Source organism: Chromobacterium indicum, from assembly GCF_039708975.1.
Classification (GTDB): Bacteria; Pseudomonadota; Gammaproteobacteria; order Burkholderiales; family Chromobacteriaceae; genus Chromobacterium; species Chromobacterium piscinae.
The window spans coordinates 216,093-235,244 of the sequence record NZ_JAYFSJ010000010.1 but is presented as its reverse complement, the minus strand read 5'-3'; the positions used below and the strand labels follow the sequence as shown (position 1 = coordinate 235,244).

At 63.3% G+C, this 19,152-nt stretch carries 21 protein-coding genes; 9 read left to right on the top strand and 12 right to left on the bottom strand.

Annotation, left to right across the window (positions count from 1 at the left end; translation table 11 throughout):
• Window positions 1–312 precede the first annotated feature (312 nt).
• The 12 genes from VA599_RS15615 to VA599_RS15560 form a co-directional block, all read right to left on the bottom strand.
• On the bottom strand, window positions 313–864 hold the full coding sequence (locus VA599_RS15615; protein ID WP_346789413.1) for a glutathione peroxidase: 552 nt from the start codon (window positions 862–864) through the stop codon (window positions 313–315).
• Window positions 865–981: 117 nt separating this feature from the next.
• Window positions 982–1,344, bottom strand: coding sequence for a thioredoxin (trxA, locus tag VA599_RS15610; protein WP_346789412.1), 363 nt, complete (start codon window positions 1,342–1,344; stop codon window positions 982–984).
• 127 nt (window positions 1,345–1,471) lie between these two features.
• Window positions 1,472–2,674, bottom strand: coding sequence for a sodium/glutamate symporter (gene gltS, locus VA599_RS15605; RefSeq protein ID WP_346789410.1), 1,203 nt, complete (start codon window positions 2,672–2,674; stop codon window positions 1,472–1,474).
• Window positions 2,675–2,907: 233 nt separating this feature from the next.
• A complete protein-coding gene (locus tag VA599_RS15600) occupies window positions 2,908–3,852 on the bottom strand; it encodes a class I SAM-dependent methyltransferase (RefSeq protein ID WP_346789408.1) in 945 nt (314 codons plus the stop codon).
• A gap of 80 nt (window positions 3,853–3,932) precedes the next feature.
• Window positions 3,933–4,463: a pantetheine-phosphate adenylyltransferase gene (coaD, locus tag VA599_RS15595; protein WP_043149269.1), complete on the bottom strand. Its 531-nt coding sequence runs from the start codon at window positions 4,461–4,463 to the stop codon at window positions 3,933–3,935.
• 92 nt (window positions 4,464–4,555) lie between these two features.
• Window positions 4,556–4,966 carry a VOC family protein gene (locus VA599_RS15590; RefSeq protein WP_021478307.1) on the bottom strand — a complete coding sequence of 137 codons (411 nt, stop codon included), beginning with the start codon at window positions 4,964–4,966 and terminating at the stop codon, window positions 4,556–4,558.
• Window positions 4,967–5,079: 113 nt separating this feature from the next.
• Entirely contained in the window at window positions 5,080–6,051 is a 972-nt protein-coding gene (locus VA599_RS15585; protein WP_031296764.1) for a peptide ABC transporter ATP-binding protein, read from the bottom strand.
• The gene (locus tag VA599_RS15580; protein ID WP_346789405.1) at window positions 6,044–7,024 is read right to left on the bottom strand and encodes an ABC transporter ATP-binding protein; all 981 of its coding nucleotides are present in this window, start codon (window positions 7,022–7,024) and stop codon (window positions 6,044–6,046) included. Before VA599_RS15580 ends, VA599_RS15585 begins: the two co-directional genes overlap by 8 nt.
• A 10-nt stretch (window positions 7,025–7,034) precedes the next feature.
• Window positions 7,035–7,955, bottom strand: a complete 921-nt coding sequence (locus tag VA599_RS15575; protein WP_021478306.1) for an ABC transporter permease subunit — start codon at window positions 7,953–7,955, stop codon at window positions 7,035–7,037.
• A 13-nt stretch (window positions 7,956–7,968) separates the two neighbouring features.
• Complete coding sequence (locus VA599_RS15570; protein ID WP_021478305.1) at window positions 7,969–8,997, bottom strand: ABC transporter permease subunit; 1,029 nt, start codon at window positions 8,995–8,997, stop codon at window positions 7,969–7,971.
• A gap of 412 nt (window positions 8,998–9,409) precedes the next feature.
• Window positions 9,410–11,005: an ABC transporter substrate-binding protein gene (locus VA599_RS15565; RefSeq protein WP_021478304.1), complete on the bottom strand. Its 1,596-nt coding sequence runs from the start codon at window positions 11,003–11,005 to the stop codon at window positions 9,410–9,412.
• 170 nt (window positions 11,006–11,175) lie between these two features.
• A complete protein-coding gene (locus VA599_RS15560; RefSeq protein WP_346789402.1) occupies window positions 11,176–12,297 on the bottom strand; it encodes a beta-ketoacyl-ACP synthase III in 1,122 nt (373 codons plus the stop codon).
• A gap of 309 nt (window positions 12,298–12,606) precedes the next feature.
• On the opposite strand from VA599_RS15560, the gene iscR reads away from it, so the two are divergent.
• From iscR to VA599_RS15515, 9 genes are all read left to right on the top strand, one after another.
• A complete protein-coding gene (gene iscR / locus VA599_RS15555) occupies window positions 12,607–13,101 on the top strand; it encodes a Fe-S cluster assembly transcriptional regulator IscR (protein WP_046155338.1) in 495 nt (164 codons plus the stop codon).
• A gap of 31 nt (window positions 13,102–13,132) precedes the next feature.
• Complete coding sequence (locus VA599_RS15550) at window positions 13,133–14,350, top strand: IscS subfamily cysteine desulfurase (RefSeq protein WP_021478300.1); 1,218 nt, start codon at window positions 13,133–13,135, stop codon at window positions 14,348–14,350.
• Window positions 14,351–14,413: 63 nt separating this feature from the next.
• The gene (gene iscU, locus VA599_RS15545; RefSeq protein ID WP_021478299.1) at window positions 14,414–14,797 is read left to right on the top strand and encodes a Fe-S cluster assembly scaffold IscU; all 384 of its coding nucleotides are present in this window, start codon (window positions 14,414–14,416) and stop codon (window positions 14,795–14,797) included.
• Window positions 14,798–14,810: 13 nt separating this feature from the next.
• On the top strand, window positions 14,811–15,134 hold the full coding sequence (gene iscA / locus VA599_RS15540) for an iron-sulfur cluster assembly protein IscA (RefSeq protein ID WP_021478298.1): 324 nt from the start codon (window positions 14,811–14,813) through the stop codon (window positions 15,132–15,134).
• A gap of 92 nt (window positions 15,135–15,226) precedes the next feature.
• Window positions 15,227–15,754, top strand: coding sequence for a Fe-S protein assembly co-chaperone HscB (gene hscB / locus VA599_RS15535; RefSeq protein WP_346789399.1), 528 nt, complete (start codon window positions 15,227–15,229; stop codon window positions 15,752–15,754).
• Window positions 15,755–15,799: 45 nt separating this feature from the next.
• Window positions 15,800–17,659: a Fe-S protein assembly chaperone HscA gene (gene hscA, locus VA599_RS15530; protein ID WP_104946284.1), complete on the top strand. Its 1,860-nt coding sequence runs from the start codon at window positions 15,800–15,802 to the stop codon at window positions 17,657–17,659.
• 9 nt (window positions 17,660–17,668) lie between these two features.
• Window positions 17,669–18,010 (top strand): ISC system 2Fe-2S type ferredoxin, encoded by a 342-nt coding sequence (fdx, locus tag VA599_RS15525; RefSeq protein WP_021478295.1) that lies wholly within the window; start codon window positions 17,669–17,671, stop codon window positions 18,008–18,010.
• 119 nt (window positions 18,011–18,129) lie between these two features.
• On the top strand, window positions 18,130–18,324 hold the full coding sequence (iscX, locus tag VA599_RS15520; RefSeq protein ID WP_346789396.1) for a Fe-S cluster assembly protein IscX: 195 nt from the start codon (window positions 18,130–18,132) through the stop codon (window positions 18,322–18,324).
• A 134-nt stretch (window positions 18,325–18,458) separates the two neighbouring features.
• Complete coding sequence (locus tag VA599_RS15515) at window positions 18,459–19,094, top strand: glutathione S-transferase family protein (RefSeq protein WP_346789394.1); 636 nt, start codon at window positions 18,459–18,461, stop codon at window positions 19,092–19,094.
• The last annotated feature ends 58 nt before the right edge of the window (window positions 19,095–19,152 follow it).

Genomic DNA, 19,152 nt, shown 5'->3' with positions numbered 1-19,152 from the left:
TGCAGTGCAAGTGTTCGGCTTTCGCCAAGCACTTACACCTATCGGTTATTCGTTCTGTTAAAGAGCAGTGCTGGCCGCTGCGTCGTCATCACCGGAACCGTTTCGTTTCCGCTGTTTCGTTCGCTGCGTCAGCTGAGGAGGCGAACTATACGCCCGGGCCCCTGACCCGTCAACACCTTTTGCGAGAAAAAATGAACTTTCTTCAGCCGATACGCACAAGACGTTGATTTACAAGAAAAGCCGCCAGGAAGGATTTTCATGAAAACGCAAAACGCCGCTTGAAAGCGGCGCTTCGCTGGGGCTGCGGCCTGGCTATGGTTTGGCCGCAGCCTGCGCTTCCGGCTGCAAATACGGCAAAAAGGCGTTGACCACTTCCGGCGCGTCCGGCTTGGTGCGGGTGCCGATGCTGATCACCTTGCTGGCGCCGGGCAAGACCAGGTACTTGTGGAAGTTCCACATCGGCGCGTCGTCGGTGGCGGCAATCAGGTCCTTGAACACAGGCTGGGCATCCGCTCCTCTGACATGCCCCTGGCCCGCCATCGGGAAGGTCACGCCGTAATTGGCCTGGCAGAAGGCGCCGATCTCGCTGTTGCTGCTCAGCTCCTGCAAAAAGTCGTTGCTGGGAAAACCCACCACCATCAAGCCGCGCGGACCGTACTGCTTATATAGAGACTCCAGCTGGGTGAATTGCGGCGTGAAGCCGCAATGGCTGGCGGTGTTCACCACCAGCAACGGCCGATCGGCGTATTGGCACAGGTTGATCTGACCGCCCATCAATCCCGGCACGGTATGGTTCAGCAAGGCGGGACATGCGGCCAGCACCGCCTGCCCCCACAACATCAATATGACTCCCCAGCGTTTCATCGCATCCTCCTTGCCAAACCGGCTGATGGTTCGGCGCTCGCTTCATATAAGAATAGGGCAATGCGCCCATGCATTGCCCTATCGTCTCATATCGCGAAGGCGCACGCCCTCGCCCTGTCATTCAGGCTGGCTGGCGATGTCCGCTCGCACCTTGTCCATCTCCAGGTCGCGCAGGCTCTGGATCAACTGTTCAAACTGGCCGGCCATCAGCGCGCCGGCCTGATTGAACACCATCACGCCATCCTTGACCGCGATCAGCGTCGGAATGGAGCGGATATTGAAGTGGGCGGCCAGATCGCGCTCGGACTCGGTATCGATTTTGCCGAACACGATGTCGCCGTGTTTTTCGGAAGCGGCTTCGAACACCGGGCCGAACATCTTGCAGGGACCGCACCAGGGCGCCCAGAAGTCCAGGATGACCAGCCCTTCTTCCTTCATGCTGGCGTTGAAGTTGTCGGCGGTGAGGTTGATATAGGACATCGCGGCTCTCTTTCTGTGAATCGTTGGGCCCGCCAAGCGGCGGGCTGTCTCAGACCAAGATATGAGCGGGCCCATGCCATTGCAAGACATCGCCCCGGTTGTATTTTTCAATCCGCCCGATAGCCGCTCAGCCGATGAAGGGCAATGCCAGGTAGAGCTTGATCACGATGGCGTTGACGATGTCGATGAAGAAGGCCCCCACCATCGGCACCACCAAAAAGGCCAGATGCGACGGACCGAAACGCTCGGTCACCGCCTGCATATTGGCGATGGCGGTGGGAGTGGCGCCCAGGCCGAAACCGCAATGGCCGGCGGCCAGCACCGCTGCGTCGTAGTTGCGCCCCATCACGCGAAAAGTGACGAACACCGCGTACAGCGCCATCGCCAGCGTCTGCAGCAATAACAAGGAGAAGATAGGCAGCGCCAACGCCGCCAGATCCCACAAGCGCAGCGACATCAGCGCCAGCGCCAGAAACAGCGACAGGCTGACATTGCCCACCACCGACACCTCGCGCTCGAAAATCCGGTACCAGCCCAGCGCCGACAGGCCATTGCTGATCAGCACGCCGACGAACAGCACGCAGACAAAGGTGGGCAGTTCGAACGCGGTGCCTTTCAGCAGCGAGCCGATAAAGGTGCCGCCCAGCAAACAGACGGCGATCAGAGCCAGCGTCTCGATGAAGGAATGCGGCGTGATCAGCCGCTGCGCGTCCGGCTGCTCGAAACCGCGCGGCGGCTGGTCCGCATTGTGCTCCGCTCCCGGCGCCTTGACGCGCTTGACCAGGAAGCGCGCCACCGGGCCGCCGATCAGCCCGCCCAGCACCAAGCCGAAGGTGGCGCAAGCCATCGCCAGCTCGGCGGCGGAAGCCAGGCCGTATTTGTCGGCGAAGGTGCCGCTCCACGCTGCGCCGGTGCCATGGCCGCCGGACAAGGTGATGGAGCCGGCCAGCAAGCCCATCAGCGGGTCCAGACCCAGCGCGCTGGCCACCGCCACGCCGAGCGTGTTCTGCACCAGCAACAGCCCCACCACCACACCGAGAAAGATGCCCACCGTCCTGCCGCCCTGTTTCAGGCTAGCCAGATTGGCGGTCAGGCCGATGGCGGCGAAGAAGGCCAGCATCAGCGGGGTTTGCAGCGAAGCGTCGAAGCGCACTTCGATGCCGGAAAACTGACGCCAGGTCAGCAAAGCGGCTGCGACCACCAGGCCGCCGGCCACCGGCTCGGGAATGTTATAGGTGCGCAGCACGCCGGTATGGGCGACCAGTTTGCGGCCCAGCAGCAGAACGAGCGAGGCGGCCACCAGCGTGCCGTAGAAATCGAGTTGGATCATCGGTAGTCCTATTGTCGTTTTCGAGCGAAAACGCGCCGCTGCGCGACGCAGACAAACCGATGAAGCAGGAAGGCATGGAGACGCTCCACATCCCGCCGCTTGCGCGGCGAGGCGGCACGAAGGCCACCGGCTGGCTGGTCGGCGACTCCATGCGGAAACGCGCTTCCTCATGGGAGCGGAGAAACTTCGAAAAAGTTCGCGTAAAAACTTTTTACAATCAATCAGATGCCGACTCAGGCGCGGCTGATCCGCCAGCACTGGTGGATTTTACGGTTGCGGAAGTCTTCCGGCACCGACTGCCCGCTGACATCCTGAATCTGGTAATCCTGGCTTAAACGATCGTCGAGCTGGAAAGTTCGCAGATTGTTGGAGAAGTACAGCCAGCCGCCCGGCGCCAGCAGCGCCATCGCGTAGTCGATCAGCCAGACATGGTCGCGCTGCACATCCAGGATGTCGCGCATCTTCTTGGAATTGGAGAAGGTGGGCGGGTCCATCACGATCAGATCGAAGCGCTTGCCCGCGTCCACCGCCTCTTCCAGATACTGGAACACGTCGGCGCGCACCAGTTTGTGCTTACCGAGATCCAGCCCGTTCAGCTCGAAGTTCCGGCGCGACCAATCCTGATAGGTATTGGACATGTCCACCGTCTCCGAGGCAACCGCGCCGCCGGCGCCTGCATAGACAGTGAAGCTGCCGGTATAGGCGAACAGATTGAGGAAACGCTTGCCGGCCGCCTCTTCGCGCACCCGCTTGCGGGTGTTGCGGTGGTCGAGAAACAGTCCGGTGTCCAGATACTGGTCCAGGTTGACGATGAAGTGCTGGCCGAACTCCTCGACCACGAAATCCTCACCTTCCGCGCCCACTTTCTCGTACTGGCTGACGCCCTTCTGCCGGCGGCGGTTCTTCAGCGTGACCGCGGCGGCCGGGATGCCGGTCACCTGCGCAATGGCCGCCACCACCGCGTCTATCCACCCGCGGTACTCGTCGTCGCCCATCTCCCAGCCGGTGTCGTACTCCTGCAGATGAACGCGCGATCCATAGATGTCCAGCGCGAACGGGAACTGCGGCACGTCCTTGTCGTAGACGCGCCAGGCGCCCAGCCCCTGCCGGCGCGCCCATTTGGCGTAATGCTTGTAGTTCTTGGCCAGACGGTTGGTGAAGGCGCTGACGTCCTGCATGGCGTATCCTCGATTGCTGCAAAACAAACGCGCCAGCCTAGGCTGGCGCGACACGGTGTTCAAACCGGCATTATAAGGCGCTATTGCTCGGAGTACATCGACAGCATCTTGAGATAGACCGGCTCCGGCAGGTACTGGCGAATCACGCTCTCCCAGCCGCGGGGGCCGATCAGGCCCTTGACCATCGTCGACGACACCTCGGCGTATTCGCGCGGCGGCAGCAGGAACAGCGTGGTGATGTCCGGATGCAGATCGGAATTGATGTAGCGCATCGTGCGCTCATACTCGTAGTCGCTGGCGGTTCGGATGCCGCGCACGATGTAGTTGGCGCCGACGCTCTGCGCGTAATTCACCAAGAACTGATTTTCGAATACCTCGACCCGCAGCTTGCTGAAACCCGTGGTCACTTCGCGCAGCAGCGCCACCCTTTCCTCGGCGCTGAAGGTGCAGTGCTTGTCCGGATTCACGCCCACGGCGACGATCAGTTCGTCGAACAGCTCCACCGCCTCGCGTATCATCCACAAGTGGCCGTTGGTGACCGGATCAAAGCTGCCGGCATAGACGGCTCGTTTCAATTGACGTTTCCCTTTGGCTTTGATTGTGTTTTCCATGACGACTGTATCTTGCGTTGAGAGGGGTGGTAAAGAATTTTTTGTGCGGCGCGGCAAAATAACGCCGCGCCGCGCAGGCTGTCAAGAAACGGTCACAACTGACAGTTGATCATCCAGCTGACGCCGAATTTATCACTAAAGCAGCCGAAAAGCGCGTTCCAGAATGTCTTGTGCAGCGGCAACGTCACCTGGCCGCCTTGGCTCAGCGCGGCGAAAACCTTCTCCGCCGTCGCGGTATCGCCGTCCAGGTTGATGGACAGCGAAATCTGCTGGCTGGGCGACGCCGGCCTGTCGGTATCCGAAATCATCAGCGCATTGGCACCGAACGCCAGCCGCGCATGCATGATCCAGTTCGGATCGATGTCGCCCATGGACGGCACGTCCTTGGGCGCGTCGGCATAGCGCATCAGGATGGCGATTTCGCCGTTCAGGGCCTCGCGATAGAAGTTCAGCGCCGCCTCGGCGCGGCCGTCGTTGAAATTCAGATACGGATACACATGCATGGCAAGCCTCCGTTCAGTGATGGGAAGGCCAGTGTACGCCGGGCTTGAATGGCAATGAAACGAAAAAGGCCCGCGGCGCTTTGCGCCGCGGGCCCTGCGATGCCGATTTGGTCTCAGCCGTTGATCTCTTCGGCACGGTGGCAAGCCACCATGCGCTGGTCCAGCTCGCGCAGCTGCGGCACCTCCGCCTTGCAGCGCTCGTTGGCATGCGGGCAGCGCTTGTGGAAGGCGCAGCCAGACGGCGGATTCAGCGGGCTGGGCAGCTCGCCCTCGATCTTGATCTTGATGCGGCGATCTTCCGGATGGATGGACGGCGTCGCCGACAACAGCGCCTGGGTGTACGGGTGCAGCGGCCGTTCATAGACGCGATCCTTGGCGCCCACCTCCACCGCGCGGCCCAGATACATCACCATCAGCTCGTCGGCGACGTGCTCCACCACCGCCAGATTGTGGGAAATGAACACATAGGCGGTGTTGAACTCCTCCTGCAGATCCATGAACAGGTTCAATACCTGCGCCTGGATGGATACGTCGAGCGCCGAGGTCGGCTCGTCCGCCACCACGATCTTGGGGTTCAGCATCATCGCGCGGGCGATGGCGATGCGCTGGCGCTGGCCGCCGGAGAACATGTGCGGGTAGCGGAAATAGTGTTCCGGGCGCAGGCCCACGCGGGCCATCATCGCCCGCACCTTTTCTTCGCGCTCCTTCGCCGACAGATCGGTGTTGATCAACAAGGGCTCGGACAGCTGGTCGCCAATCTTCTGGCGCGGGTTCAAGGAGCCGTACGGGTTCTGGAACACCATCTGCACCTTGCGCCGCATTGCCTTCAGCTCCGCGCCGCTGGCCTTGGCCGCATCCTGGCCGTCCAGAATCAGCGAGCCGGAGGTCGGCTGCTCGATCAAGGTCAGCTGGCGCGCCAGCGTGCTCTTGCCGCAGCCGGATTCGCCTACCACCGCCAGCGTGCGGCCGGCCTCCAGCTCGAACGACACCCCGGCCAGCGCCTTCACCTGCGCCTTGGGCTTGAACAGGCCCTGCGCCACATCGTAGTAACGGGTCAGATCTCCCGCTTGCAAAACCTTAGCCATGCTGCTTCTCCTTGGCCAGCAACGGGTAGTGGCAACGCACCGCGCCATGCTCGTGGGCAGTCAATCCAGGCCGCTGGCCGCGGCAGTTGTCCTGCGCGTACGGGCAGCGCGGCGACAGCAGGCAACCGCTCGGGCGGTCATACTGGCCGGGCACGATGCCCGGCAGCGTGGCCAGCCGGCGCGCGCCCTTGCTGTGCTCCGGAATCGACGACAGCAGCGCCTCGGTGTACGGATGGGCGGGATGGCGGAAGATTTCCGGCACCGTGCCCATTTCGGCCACCTGGCCGGCGTACATCACCACCAGCCGCTGCGCCACCTCGGCCACCACGGCCAAGTCGTGGGTGATCAGGATCAGCGCCATGTTCTGGCTCTTCTGCAAACTGACCAGCAGCTCCATGATCTGAGCCTGGATGGTCACGTCGAGCGCGGTGGTCGGCTCGTCGGCAATCAAGAGCTTGGGACTGCAGGCGATGGCCATGGCGATGGCGACGCGCTGGCTCATGCCGCCCGACAACTGGTGCGGGTAGGCGTCGAGCCGCGACGCGGCGGCCGGAATCTCCACCAACTGCATCAGCTCCAGCGCGCGGGCCTTCAAGGCCGCGCCGCGCAGCCCCTGGTGCACCTTCAACACTTCCATGATCTGGTAGCCGACGGTGTAGCTGGGGTTCAGCGCCGTCATCGGATCCTGGAAAATCATCGAAATATCCTTGCCGACGATCTTGCGGCGGCCGCGCGCCGAGATGCTCAGCAGGTCCTTGCCGTCGAAGCTCAGCTCGTCGGCGACGATGCGGCCCTGCCCTTCCAGCAAGCCCATCATCGCCATCATGGTCACCGACTTGCCGGAGCCGGATTCGCCGACGATGCCGACGATCTCGCCCTGGGCGACATTCAGCTCCAGCCCTTCCACCGCGCGGAACGGGTTCTTCTCCGATCCAAACTCCACGGACAGGTTTTTGATTTGCAACAGACTCATGTTCTTATCCTCAGGCGGCGCGCTTCAGCTTGGGGTCCAGCGCGTCGCGCAGGCCGTCGCCCATCAGGTTGATCGCCAGCACCGACAGCAAGATGGTCAGACCCGGCAGGGTCACCACCCACCAGGCGCTCTCGATGTAGTCGCGGGCCGAGGCCAGCATGGTGCCCCACTCGGCGGTCGGCGGCTGCACGCCCAGGCCCAGGAAGCCCAGCGCGGCGATCTCGAGGATGGCGGAGGAAAAGCTCATGGTGGCGTGCACGATCAGCGGGGCCATGCAGTTGGGCAGCACGGTGACGAACATCAGACGTCCCAGACCTGCGCCGGCGACGCGGGACGCCACCACGTAGTCGCGGTTCAGCTCGGTCATCGCCGAAGCGCGCGTCAGCCGCACATAGGCCGGCAGCGACACGGTGGCGATGGCGATCATCGCGTTGGTCAGGCCCGGCCCGAGGATGGCCATGATGGCCACCGCCAGCAGCAAGGACGGCAGCGCCATCATGATGTCCATCAGGCGCATGATGGACGCGCCCAGCGCCTTGGGGAAGAAGGCGGCCAAGAGGCCCAGGATCACGCCCGGCACCAGCGCCATCAGCACCGACATCAGGCCGATGAACAGCGACAGCCGCGCGCCGTAGATCAGGCGCGACAGGATGTCGCGGCCCAATTCGTCGGTGCCGAACAGGAACTTGACGCTGCCGGCGGCCTCCCAGGCCGGCGGCGTCAGCATGTGGTCGCGGTACTGCTCGATCGGGCTGTACGGCGCGATCAGCGGCGCAAACAGCGCACAGGCGACGATGAACAGCACGAAGACCAGGCCGGCGACCGCGCCCTTGTTGTGGGAAAAGCCCTGCCAGAACTCCTTCAGCGGAGACGGATAGGACAGCGCCAGGTCGGCCGTCTGCGCGGCCGCGGTTTGATTGGTTTGGCTCATGTTGCGTCTCTGCTTACTTGGCGTGACGGATGCGCGGATTGGCAATGCCGTACAGAATGTCGACGACGAAGTTGGTGACGATCACCAGCGTGGCCACCATCAGGATGCCGTTCTGCACCACCGGGTAGTCGCGGCGGGCGATGGCGTCGATCAGCCATTTGCCGATGCCGGGCCAGGAGAAGATGGTCTCGGTCAGCACCGCGCCGCCCATCAGCGTGCCCACCTGCAGGCCGATCACCGTCAGCACCGGGATCAGCGCGTTGCGCAGGGTGTGGATGAAGATGACGCGGGCCGGCGACAAGCCTTTGGCGCGCGCGGTGCGGACGTAGTCCTCGCGCAGCACTTCCAGCATCGACGAGCGGGTCATCCGCGCGATCACCGCCAGCGGGATGGTGCCCAGCACGATGGACGGCAGAATCAGGTGCGACAGCGCGCTCTTGAACGCGCCGGCGTTGCCCTCGGGATCGGCCGCTTCGGCCAGCCAGCTGTCTATCAGCATGAAGCCCGTCTTGGGATGGATGTCGAACATCAGGTCCATCCGGCCGGACACCGGCGTCCACCCCAGCTTGACCGAGAAGAACATGATCAGGATCAGGCCCCACCAGAAGATGGGCATCGAGAAGCCGGTCAGCGAAATGCCCATCACGCCGTGGTCGAATATCGAACCGCGCTTGATGGCGGCCAACACGCCGGCCAGCAGCCCCCACACCATGGCGAACAGCAGCGCGGACAGCGCCAGTTCCAGCGTGGCGGGGAACAGTGTCTTGAACTCGGTCCAGACGCTGGTCTTGGTGACCAGCGACTCGCCGAGGTTGCCGTGCAGCAGATTGACAACGTAGTCGAAGTATTGGGCGTACAGCGGCTTGTCCAACCCCAGCCGGTGCAGCGCTTCGGCATGCATCTGGGGATCGAGCGTGCGCTCGCCCACCATCACTTCCACCGGGTCGCCGGGGATCAGGCGGATCAGCGCGAAAGTCAGCAGCGTGATGCCGAAGAAGGTGGGCACCAACAGGCCCAGCCTTCGCAGGATGAATGAAAACATGAAAACCTCTCCCGGACGCGCGCATGGCGCGGCGTCCTCAGACCTAGACATCGCGTGCAAGGAATCCGTACAGGAAAGGTAGAAACGCAAGACGCGCCGAGAAGGCGCGAAAGAGAGAACCGGGTGCCGGACAGCAGACTGGCAACTAAACCACCCACCAGCATTAGCTGCATCCACTGTCGCGGCAGGTGAGACAATACCAGCGCGTTGTCCCGTCCCGCTTGACGCAGGTCAAACCGCCGTCACCGCCGGCCGACCATCGTCCCATCTCTAACCATTTTCCTGTGCAGACACTGCCATGCCGCCGCGGCCGCCCTCTCTGCCGGAGGACTGGATGCGACGGCACTTACGCCAGGCGGACGGAGCTTGCGCCCCGCCGCCGATTACGGTTACGCCTGGTTTGAAACCAGGCTTACTTGACGCTGACGCCGTAGAAGGAGTTCAGGCCGAACGGGCTGACCTTGAAGCCCTGCACCGACTTCAGCATCGGCTGATTGACGGTGGAGTGGGCGATGGTGGTCATCGGCACTTGCTGCTTCACGATCTCCTGCGCCTTCATGTACAGCTTGGTGCGCTCGGCGACGTTGGAAGTGGCCTTGCCCTTCTGGATCAGGTCTTCGAACGGCTTGTAGCAGAACTTGGAGAAGTTGTTGCCGTTCATCGCGTCGCAGCCGAACAGCACGCCCAGCCAGTTGTCCGGATCGCCGTTGTCGCCGGTCCAGCCGATCAGCATGGAGTCGTGCTCGCCGGCCTTGGCGCGCTTCAGGTACTCGCCCCACTCGTAGGAAGTGATCTTGGCCTTGACGCCGATCTTGGCCCAGTCAGCCTGCACCATTTCCGCCATCAACTTTGCGTTGGGGTTGTACGGGCGCTGAACCGGCATCGCCCACAGCGAGATGTCGAAGCCATTCGGGTAGCCGGCCTTGGCCAGCAGCGCCTTGGCCTTGGCCACGTCGTACGGCGCGTCCTTCAGGCTCTTGTTGTACGACCACTGGGTCGGCGGCATCGGGTTGGTCGCGGCCTGGCCGGCACCCTGGTATACCGCCTGCAGGATGGCCTTCTTGTTGATGGCCATGTCCAGCGCCTGGCGCACTTCCAGCTTGTCCAGCGGCTTGTGCTTGACGTTGTAGGCCAGGTAGCCCAGGTTGAAGCCAGCCTGGGACATCACGCTCATCTTCGGATCGGCCTTCATCGCGGCGATGTCGGTCGGACGCGGGTAGGTGGTGATCTGGCACTCGCCGGCCTTCAGCTTCTGGTAGCGCACCGACGGGTCGGTGGTGATGGCGAACACCAGGTTGTCCACCTTCGGGCCATCAGCCTTGTTCCAGTAGTCCTTGTTGGCGGCGAAGCGGATCTGCGCGTCCTTCTGGTAGCGCTTGAAGACGAACGGGCCGGTCCCCACCGGCTGCTGGTTGATCAGCTGCGGCTTGCCGTCTTTCAGCAGCTTGTCCGCGTATTCGGCGGATTGAATCGAGGCGAAGCTCATCGCCAGGTTCTGCAGGAAGGCGGCATCCACCTTCTTCAGCGAGAACTTGATGGTGTACGGGTCTACCTTCTCCACCTTGGCGATGTTGGCGTCCATGCCCATGTCGGTGAAGTAAGGGAATTCGGTCGGGTAAGCCTTGCGGAACGGATTGCTCTTGTTGAGCATGCGGTCGAAGGTGAAGGCCACGTCGTCGGCGTTGAATTCGCGGGTCGGCTTGAAGTAGTCGGTGGTCTGGAACTTCACGCCCTTGCGCAGATGGAAGGTGTAGGACAATCCATCCGAAGACACATCCCACTTCTCGGCCAGGCCCGGGATGACCTTGGTGCCGCCGCGCTGGAATTGCACCAGGCGGTTGAACACGGTTTCGGCCGAAGCGTCAAAGTCGGTGCCGGAGGTGTACTGGCCCGGGTCGAAGCCCGCCGGGCTGCCCTCGGAACAAAACACCAACGTCCCCGCGGCCTGCGATGCCACGGAAGCCCCAGCAATCGCGCCAGCAAGCAGCAACTTCTTGAAAGTTTGCATAATGTTTCCCTTCCTTTGTACAGACTAATTAGTCTTTTCTGATATTCAACCTGAGCATGTCTAGGCTTCGGCTGGTGGGGGATACATTATTCACAGAGGGCGCTTTTGACAAGCGCCCTCTGGCTTTTCATGCGCAATCCGACTATGACAATTCGTAAACGGAAAGTTAACTACACCCGGCGCAATATGACGGAACCCACGGAATAGCCGGCTCCAAACGACGAAATGACGCCAACATCGCCGACGTTCAAATCATGCGAATGAAGATGAAAGGCGATGATGGAACCGGCGGAACTGGTGTTGGCGTAACGGTCCAAAATCACCGGTGCCTCCACCGTATCGGCCTCCCGGCCCAGCACGCGGCGGGCGATCAGATGGTTCATCGCCAGGTTGGCCTGGTGCAGCCAGAAGCGGCGCACGCCTTCCGGCGCGATGTCCAGGCTGCCCAGGTGGCCGACGATGTGCTCGCCCACCATCGGACACACTTCTTTGAACACCTTGCGCCCCTGCTGGACGAACAGCTTGTCGGGCTGGCCGATGCCGGTCTCGTCGCAACGGTTCAGGAAGCCGAAGTTGTTGCGGATGTTGTTGGAGAACACCGTCGCCAGCTTGCAGCCCAACACCTCGAAGCGGTGCGCCGAAATGGCCGCGTCGGCGCGCTCCAGCACCACAGCGGTGCAGGCGTCGCCGAAGATGAAGTGGCTGTCGCGGTCGCGGAAGTTCAGGTGGGCGGAACAGATCTCCGGATTCACCATCAGCACCGCGCGCGCCTGGCCGGCGGCCACCGCGTTGACCGCGGTCTGGATGCCAAACGTCGCCGACGAGCAGGCAACGTTCATGTCGAAGGCGCAGCCATCGATTCCCAATGCCTGCTGCACTTCGATCGCCATCGCCGGATAGGGGCGCTGCATATTGGAGCAGGCGACGATCACCATGTCGATGTCGGCGGCGGCGCGGCCGGCGGCCTCCAGCGCCTGCTTGGCGGCGGCCACGGCCATTTCTGCCTGCACTGACAACTCGTCATTGCCGCGCTCGGGCAAATGGGGCGCCATTCTCGCCGGGTCCAGCACGCCGCTCTTGTCCATCAGGAAGCGCTGCTTGATGCCGGAAGCCTTTTCGATGAACTCGGCGCTGGACTCGGCCAGCGGCTCCATTTCGCCGGCGGCGATTTCGGCCGCGCGGGCCTCGTTGCGCTCGCGCACGTAGGCATTGAACGCCTCGACCAGTTCGGCGTTGCCGACCGCGTGGGGAGGGGTGAACAAGCCCGTCCCGCTGATAACAACCTTATGCATCTTTTTATGTCCTCATCCCAATGAGCAGGAACGAAAGCATGGCGGCGAACCCGGCCTTCCTCGGCCCGGCCGGTTGCGCCCGCCGCCACTCGGCGCCCTTGCGGGCGATCTCATGAAAATATTGCAGCGATTTTACACAGCACCCGGCGCGCAGGTGTAAGAAATCCATAGCCTTTAATGGCTTAAACCAAGTAAAATGCTCAACTTTGCGACTTCCGGCGCTAGCTTGCCTCGCCAAATACTTGACTATTTTAGTCGGATATTAGGTATAATCTGAGGCAGAACCACCACCCACCGGAACTGAACATCATGCGCCTTACCACCAAAGGACGTTTTGCCGTCACCGCGATGCTCGATCTCGCGATGCGCGAGGGAGGCGGGCCGGTCACCCTGGCCGGCATCAGCGAGCGCCAGAGCATCTCGCTGTCTTACCTGGAGCAGCTGTTCGGCAAGCTCAGACGCGCCGAACTGGTAGACAGCGTGCGCGGTCCCGGCGGCGGCTACACGCTAGCCAAACAAATTTGCGACATCTCCGTGGCCGACATCATCGTCGCCGTGGACGAGCCGGTGGACGCCACCCAGTGCGGCGGGCGCGAGAACTGCCGCGGCAGCCAGCGCTGCATGACCCACGACTTGTGGACCAACCTCAACGTCACCATTTTCGATTACCTCTCCAAGGTAAGCCTCGCCAGCCTGGTGGAAGAGCAACACACCAAAGAGCAGCAAACCAAGGAGAGCAGCGTCGTGCAGGACAAGCGCGACAGCTGTAGCAGCTCCCGTGCAGCTGCCAGCAGCGCCCTGTGAGCGCATGAAAAATCTTGCGGAGATTAAATAAATGAGCCAGCCCAAGCTACCGATCTATCTGGATTACTCGGCCACCACCCCGGTGGACCCGCGCGTCGCCGAAAAGATGATTCCCTATCTGACCGGCAAGTTCGGCAACCCCGCCTCGCGCAGCCACAGTTTCGGCTGGGAAGCAGAGGAAGCCGTCGAGAACGCGCGCGCCGAAGTAGCCAAGCTGATCGGTGCCGACTCCAAGGAAATCGTCTGGACTTCCGGCGCCACCGAGTCCGACAACCTGGCGATCAAGGGCGCCGCCCAGTTCTACAAGAGCAAGGGCAAGCACATCATCACCGTCAAGACCGAGCACAAGGCGGTGCTGGACACCTGTCGCGAGCTGGAGCGCCAAGGCTTCGAAGTCACCTATATGGACGTGCAGGAAAACGGCCTGCTCGACATCGACGCCTTCAAGGCCGCCATCCGTCCGGACACCATCGTGGTATCGGTGATGTACGTGAACAATGAAATCGGCGTGATCCAGGACATCCCTCAGATCGGCGAGATCTGCCGCGAAAAGGGCATCATCTTCCACGTCGACGCCACCCAGGCGCCGGGCAAGGTCAAGATCGACCTGAACACCCTGAAAGTGGACCTGATGAGCCTGTCCGCGCACAAGGCCTATGGCCCGAAGGGCATCGGCGCGCTGTATGTGCGCCGCAAGCCGCGGGTGCGCCTGGAAGCGCAGATGCACGGCGGCGGCCACGAGCGCGGCTTCCGCTCCGGCACCCTGGCCACCCACCAGATCGTCGGCATGGGCGAAGCCTTCCGCATCGCCCGCGAAGAGATGGACAGCGAAAGCGAGCGCATCCGCATGCTGCGCGACCGCCTGTGGCACGGCATCCAGGACATGGAAGAGGTGTACATCAACGGCGACGCCGACCAGCGCGTGCCGCACAACCTCAACGTCAGCTTCAACTTCGTCGAAGGCGAAAGCCTGATCATGGCCATCAAGGACCTGGCCGTGTCCAGCGGCTCCGCCTGCACTTCCGCCTCGCTGGAGCCGTCCTACGTGCTGCGCGCGCTGGGCCGCAACGACGAAATGGCCCACAGCTCCATCCGCTTCACGCTGGGCCGCTTCACCACCGAGGAAGAGATCGACTACGCGATCGCGCTGCTTAAATCCAAGATCGGCAAGCTGCGCGAGCTGTCCCCGCTGTGGGAGATGTACAAGGACGGCGTGGATCTGAACAGCGTTCAATGGGCGGCCCACTGAGCCGATAACAGATTACCGGCCGCGGAAACTTTTACAGAAGCCGCGGCCCGCAGGAGAAAAGACATGGCATACAGCGAAAAAGTGTTGGACCACTACGAAAACCCGCGCAACGTCGGCTCGTTCGACAAGGGCGACGACAGCATCGGCACCGGCATGGTCGGCGCGCCGGCCTGTGGCGACGTGATGAAGCTGCAGATCAAGGTGGGCGCGGACGGCGTGATCGAAGACGCCAAGTTCAAGACCTACGGCTGCGGCTCCGCCATCGCCTCCTCGTCGCTGGTGACCGAGTGGGTGAAGGGCAAGTCGCTGGACGAGGCGCTGACGATCAAGAACACCGCCATCGCCGAAGAACTGGCGCTGCCTCCGGTGAAAATCCACTGCTCCATCCTGGCCGAAGACGCGATCAAGGCCGCGGTGGAGGACTATAAGCAGAAACACGGCAAGTAAGCGGAGGCGACAGATGGCACTCACTCTTTCCGAACGCGCCGCCGAGCACGTCGGCGCCTTCCTCGCCAAGCGCGGCAAGGGCCTGGGCGTGCGTCTGGGCGTCAAGACCTCCGGCTGCTCCGGCATGGCCTACAAGCTGGAGTTCGTCGATGTCGAGAACGGCGAAGACGTCCGCTTCGAAAGCTATGGCGTGGCCATCTACACCGACGCCAAGAGCCTGGCCTACCTCGACGGCACTGAGCTGGACTACGTGAAGGAAGGTCTGAACGAGGGGTTCCGCTTCAACAACCCCAACGTCAAGAACGAGTGCGGCTGCGGCGAGAGCTTCAACGTCTGATCCGCCGCCGCCCCGGGGCGGAGCGTTGACGCGCAAGCGCTGATGCTCCGCCTTCGTTATTTCAGTCCCTATGCCTTGGTCCGGACGCATCGATGAACCACGATTTCAACCAGGATTTCTTCAGCCTGTTCGGCCTGCCGCGCCGCTTCGCGATTGATGCGGCCGGCCTGGACGCCGCCTGGCGCGCCGCCGCCGCCCAGGTCCATCCCGACCGCTACGCCGCCAGTTCCGACGCCGAAAAGCGCAGCGCGCTGATGCTGGCCACCCGGGTCAACGAAGCCTACCAGACGCTGAAGTCGCCGCTGAACCGCGCCCGCTACCTGCTGCTGCTGTCCGGCGTGGATACCCAGGAAGAGAACAACACCCGGATGCCTGGCGACTTCCTGATGGCGCAGATGGAATGGCGCGAGAGCATAGACGACGCCCGCGCCAACGTGGACGCGCTGGAGTCGCTGTCGCGCCGCCTGCGCGCCGAGGTCAAGGACCTGCAAGCCGAGCTGGAAACCGCGCTCGACGCCCGCGCCGACTTGGACGCCGCCGCCATCCTGGTGAGAAAATTGCGCTTCATGGAAAAGCTGGACCAGGAGATCGGCGACGCCATCGGAAACCTGCTGGACTGAGTCCCGCGCGCCGCCGCTCCCGAGCAACGACATAAAGATCAAGACATGGCTCTACTGCAAATCGCCGAACCCGGCCTTTCCGCCGCCCCCCACCAGCACCGCTTGGCCGTGGGCATAGATCTGGGCACCACCAACTCGCTGGTGGCCACTGTCCGGAGCGGCTCCGCCGCCGTTCTGCCGGACGAAACCGGCCGCAGCCTGCTGCCGTCGGTGGTGCGCTACGGCGACGAGGGCGTGCTGGCGGTCGGCTACGACGCGCAGAAGGAACAAAACCGCGATCCGCACAACACCATCGTCTCGGTGAAGCGTTTCATGGGCCGCGGCGTCAGCGACATCAAGGACGCCGGCAGCCTGCCCTACCGCTTCGTCGACGCGCCGGGCATGGTGCAGCTGGTCACCCGCGCCGGCGTCAAAAGCCCGGTCGAGGTGTCGTCCGACATCCTGCGCGCGCTGAAAGACCGCGCCGAAGAAAGCCTGGGCGGCGAGCTGACCGGCGCGGTGATCACCGTGCCCGCCTACTTCGACGACGCCCAGCGCCAGGCCACCAAGGACGCCGCGCGCCTGGCCGGCCTCAATGTGCTGCGCCTGTTGAACGAACCCACCGCCGCCGCCATCGCCTACGGCCTGGACAACGGCAGCGAAGGCACATACGTCGTATACGATCTAGGGGGCGGCACGCTGGACGTGTCCATCCTCAGGCTGACCCGCGGCGTGTTCGAAGTGCTGGCCACCAGCGGCGACTCCGCGCTGGGCGGCGACGACTTCGACCACCGCGTGTTCTGCTGGCTGCTGGAGCAGGCCGGCGTGACCGCGCCGTCCGCGCACGACATGCGCCTGCTGCACACCCGCGCCCGCGAAGCCAAGGAAGCGCTGACCGACCACGCCAGCACCCGCGTCACCGCCATCCTGTCCGACGGCCAGTCGCTGGATCTAGAGCTGGACCAGGCCACGCTGCACGCCATCACCAAGACGCTGGTCGACAAGACCCTGACGCCGGTGCGCAAGGCGCTGCGCGACGCCAGGATCGCGCCCGAGGACATCCAGGGCGTGGTGATGGTGGGCGGCGCCACCCGCATGCCGCATGTGCAAAAAGCCGTGGCCGACCACTTCGGCCGCGCGCCGCTGACCAATCTGGACCCCGACAAAGTGGTGGCGCTGGGCGCCGCCATCCAGGCCAATGTGCTGGCCGGCAACAAGCAGGACGACGAGTGGCTGCTGCTCGACGTGCTGCCGCTGTCGCTGGGCATCGAGACCATGGGCGGCCTGACCGAGAAGATCATCCCGCGCAACAGCACCATCCCGGTGGCCCGCGCGCAGGACTTCACCACCTTCAAGGACGGCCAGACCGCGATGTCCATCCACGTGCTGCAGGGCGAGCGCGAGCTGGTTTCCGATTGCCGCAGTCTGGCCAAATTCACGCTGACCGGCATCCCGCCGATGGTGGCGGGCGCCGCGCGCATCCGCATCACCTTCCAGGTGGATGCCGACGGCCTGCTGTCGGTCACCGCGCGCGAGCAAACCTCGGGCGTGGAGTCCAGCATCGAGGTCAAGCCATCCTACGGCCTGTCCGACGACGAAATCAGCCGCATGCTGACCGACTCCATGGCCAACGTGCAGGAAGACATCGAGGCGCGCAAGCTGCGCGAGGCCATCGTCGACGCCGAAAGCCTGCGCGACGCCACCATCAACGCGCTGGCGCAGGACGGCGACCTGCTGGACGACGCCGAGCGCGCCGAAGTGGAGGCCGCCGCCGCCGCGGTGGGCGCCGCCATCACCGAGGGCGTCACCCGCCGGATCAACGAGGCCAGCGCCGCGCTGAACCACGCCACCGAAACCTTCGCCTCCCGCCGCATGGACCGCAATATCCAGCGCGCGCTGAAGGGCCACAAGATTACCGATCTGTAAGGATACGCCATGCCGCGCATCATCGTTTTGCCCCATCCGGACCTGTGTCCGGAAGGCGCCGTGATAGACAACGTAGAAACCGGCCAGAGCATCTGCGACGCGCTGCTCGCCCACGACATCGAAATCGAGCACGCCTGTGAGATGTCCTGCGCCTGCACCACCTGCCACTGCATCGTCCGCGAAGGCGGCAACTCGCTGAACGAGGCCGACGAGCTGGAAGAAGACCTGCTGGACAAGGCCTGGGGCCTGGAAGCGCAATCGCGCCTGTCCTGCCAGGCCATCGTCGCCGACGAGGATCTGGTGATCGAGATTCCGAAGTACACGATCAACCACGCCCGCGAACATCATTGATTCCGCCTCTCGGACAGCGCTGCCTTTGTCGCCCTCGCCTCGTCGTGCCGTATGCACTGCCTTCGGCTCGGCTTCGCGGCATCGCCGTCCGATAGACGAAATCTCTCCAGGAGACATCTATGAAATGGACCGACGTTAACGACATCGCCATCGAACTGGCGGACGCCCATCCGGACGTGGACCCGAAGACCGTGCGCTTCATCGACCTGCACAACTGGGTGGTGGAGCTGCCCGGCTTCGACGACGACCACGCCCGCGGCGGCGAGCGCGTGCTGGAGGCGATCCAGCAGGCGTGGATAGACGAAGCGGAGTGATCGCTTCACGACAAAGGCCCCGTATTCCGGGGCCTTTGTCATGCGGCCGCGGCGGCGCGTGAAAATCGCGCCGACCCGGTTTATCATCGGTAGACACGCGCCGGCCTTCGCCGGCGCTCCGCTACGGAGCCGCCATGTTCACCCTGATCATCGGCAACAAGAATTACTCCCCCTGGTCGCTGCGCCCCTGGCTGCTGCTCAAGATGCTGGACGAGCCGTTCAAGGAGCAGCAAATCGATCTCTACCTGTCCGACAGCAAGGCCCGCATTCTGGCCGCCAATCCGGCCGGCAAGGTGCCGGTGCTGGTGGACGACAAGCTCAGGATATGGGACTCGCTGGCGATCAGCGAATACCTGGCCGAATGCTTCCCCGCAGCCGGACTGTGGCCCACCGACAGCGCGCTGCGCGCCGTCGCCCGCTCCATCGTCGCCGAAGTCCACTCCGGCTTCGCCGCGCTCAGGGAAAACCTGCCGATGGACATCACGCTGCGCCAGGTGGATTACGAGAGCTCGCCGGCGGTGGAATCCGACATCGCCCGCGTGATCGCGCTGTGGGAAGAACAGCGCGAACGGCACGTCGCCGACGGCGAATTCCTGTTCGGCGGCTTCACCATCGCCGACGCCTGCTTCGCGCCGATCTGCACCTGCTTCCAGACCTACAACGTCAGGCTGCCCGAGCGCTCTCAAGCCTATGTCCGCCATATCCTGTCCCTGCCCGCCATACAGGAATGGTATTCGGCGGCGGCCGCGGAAAGCAAACGCCCGTTCTGAGTCAGAGAATGTCGCAAAACGGGTGGATCAACGCGCCATAAGTCATTAGAATGGCGCG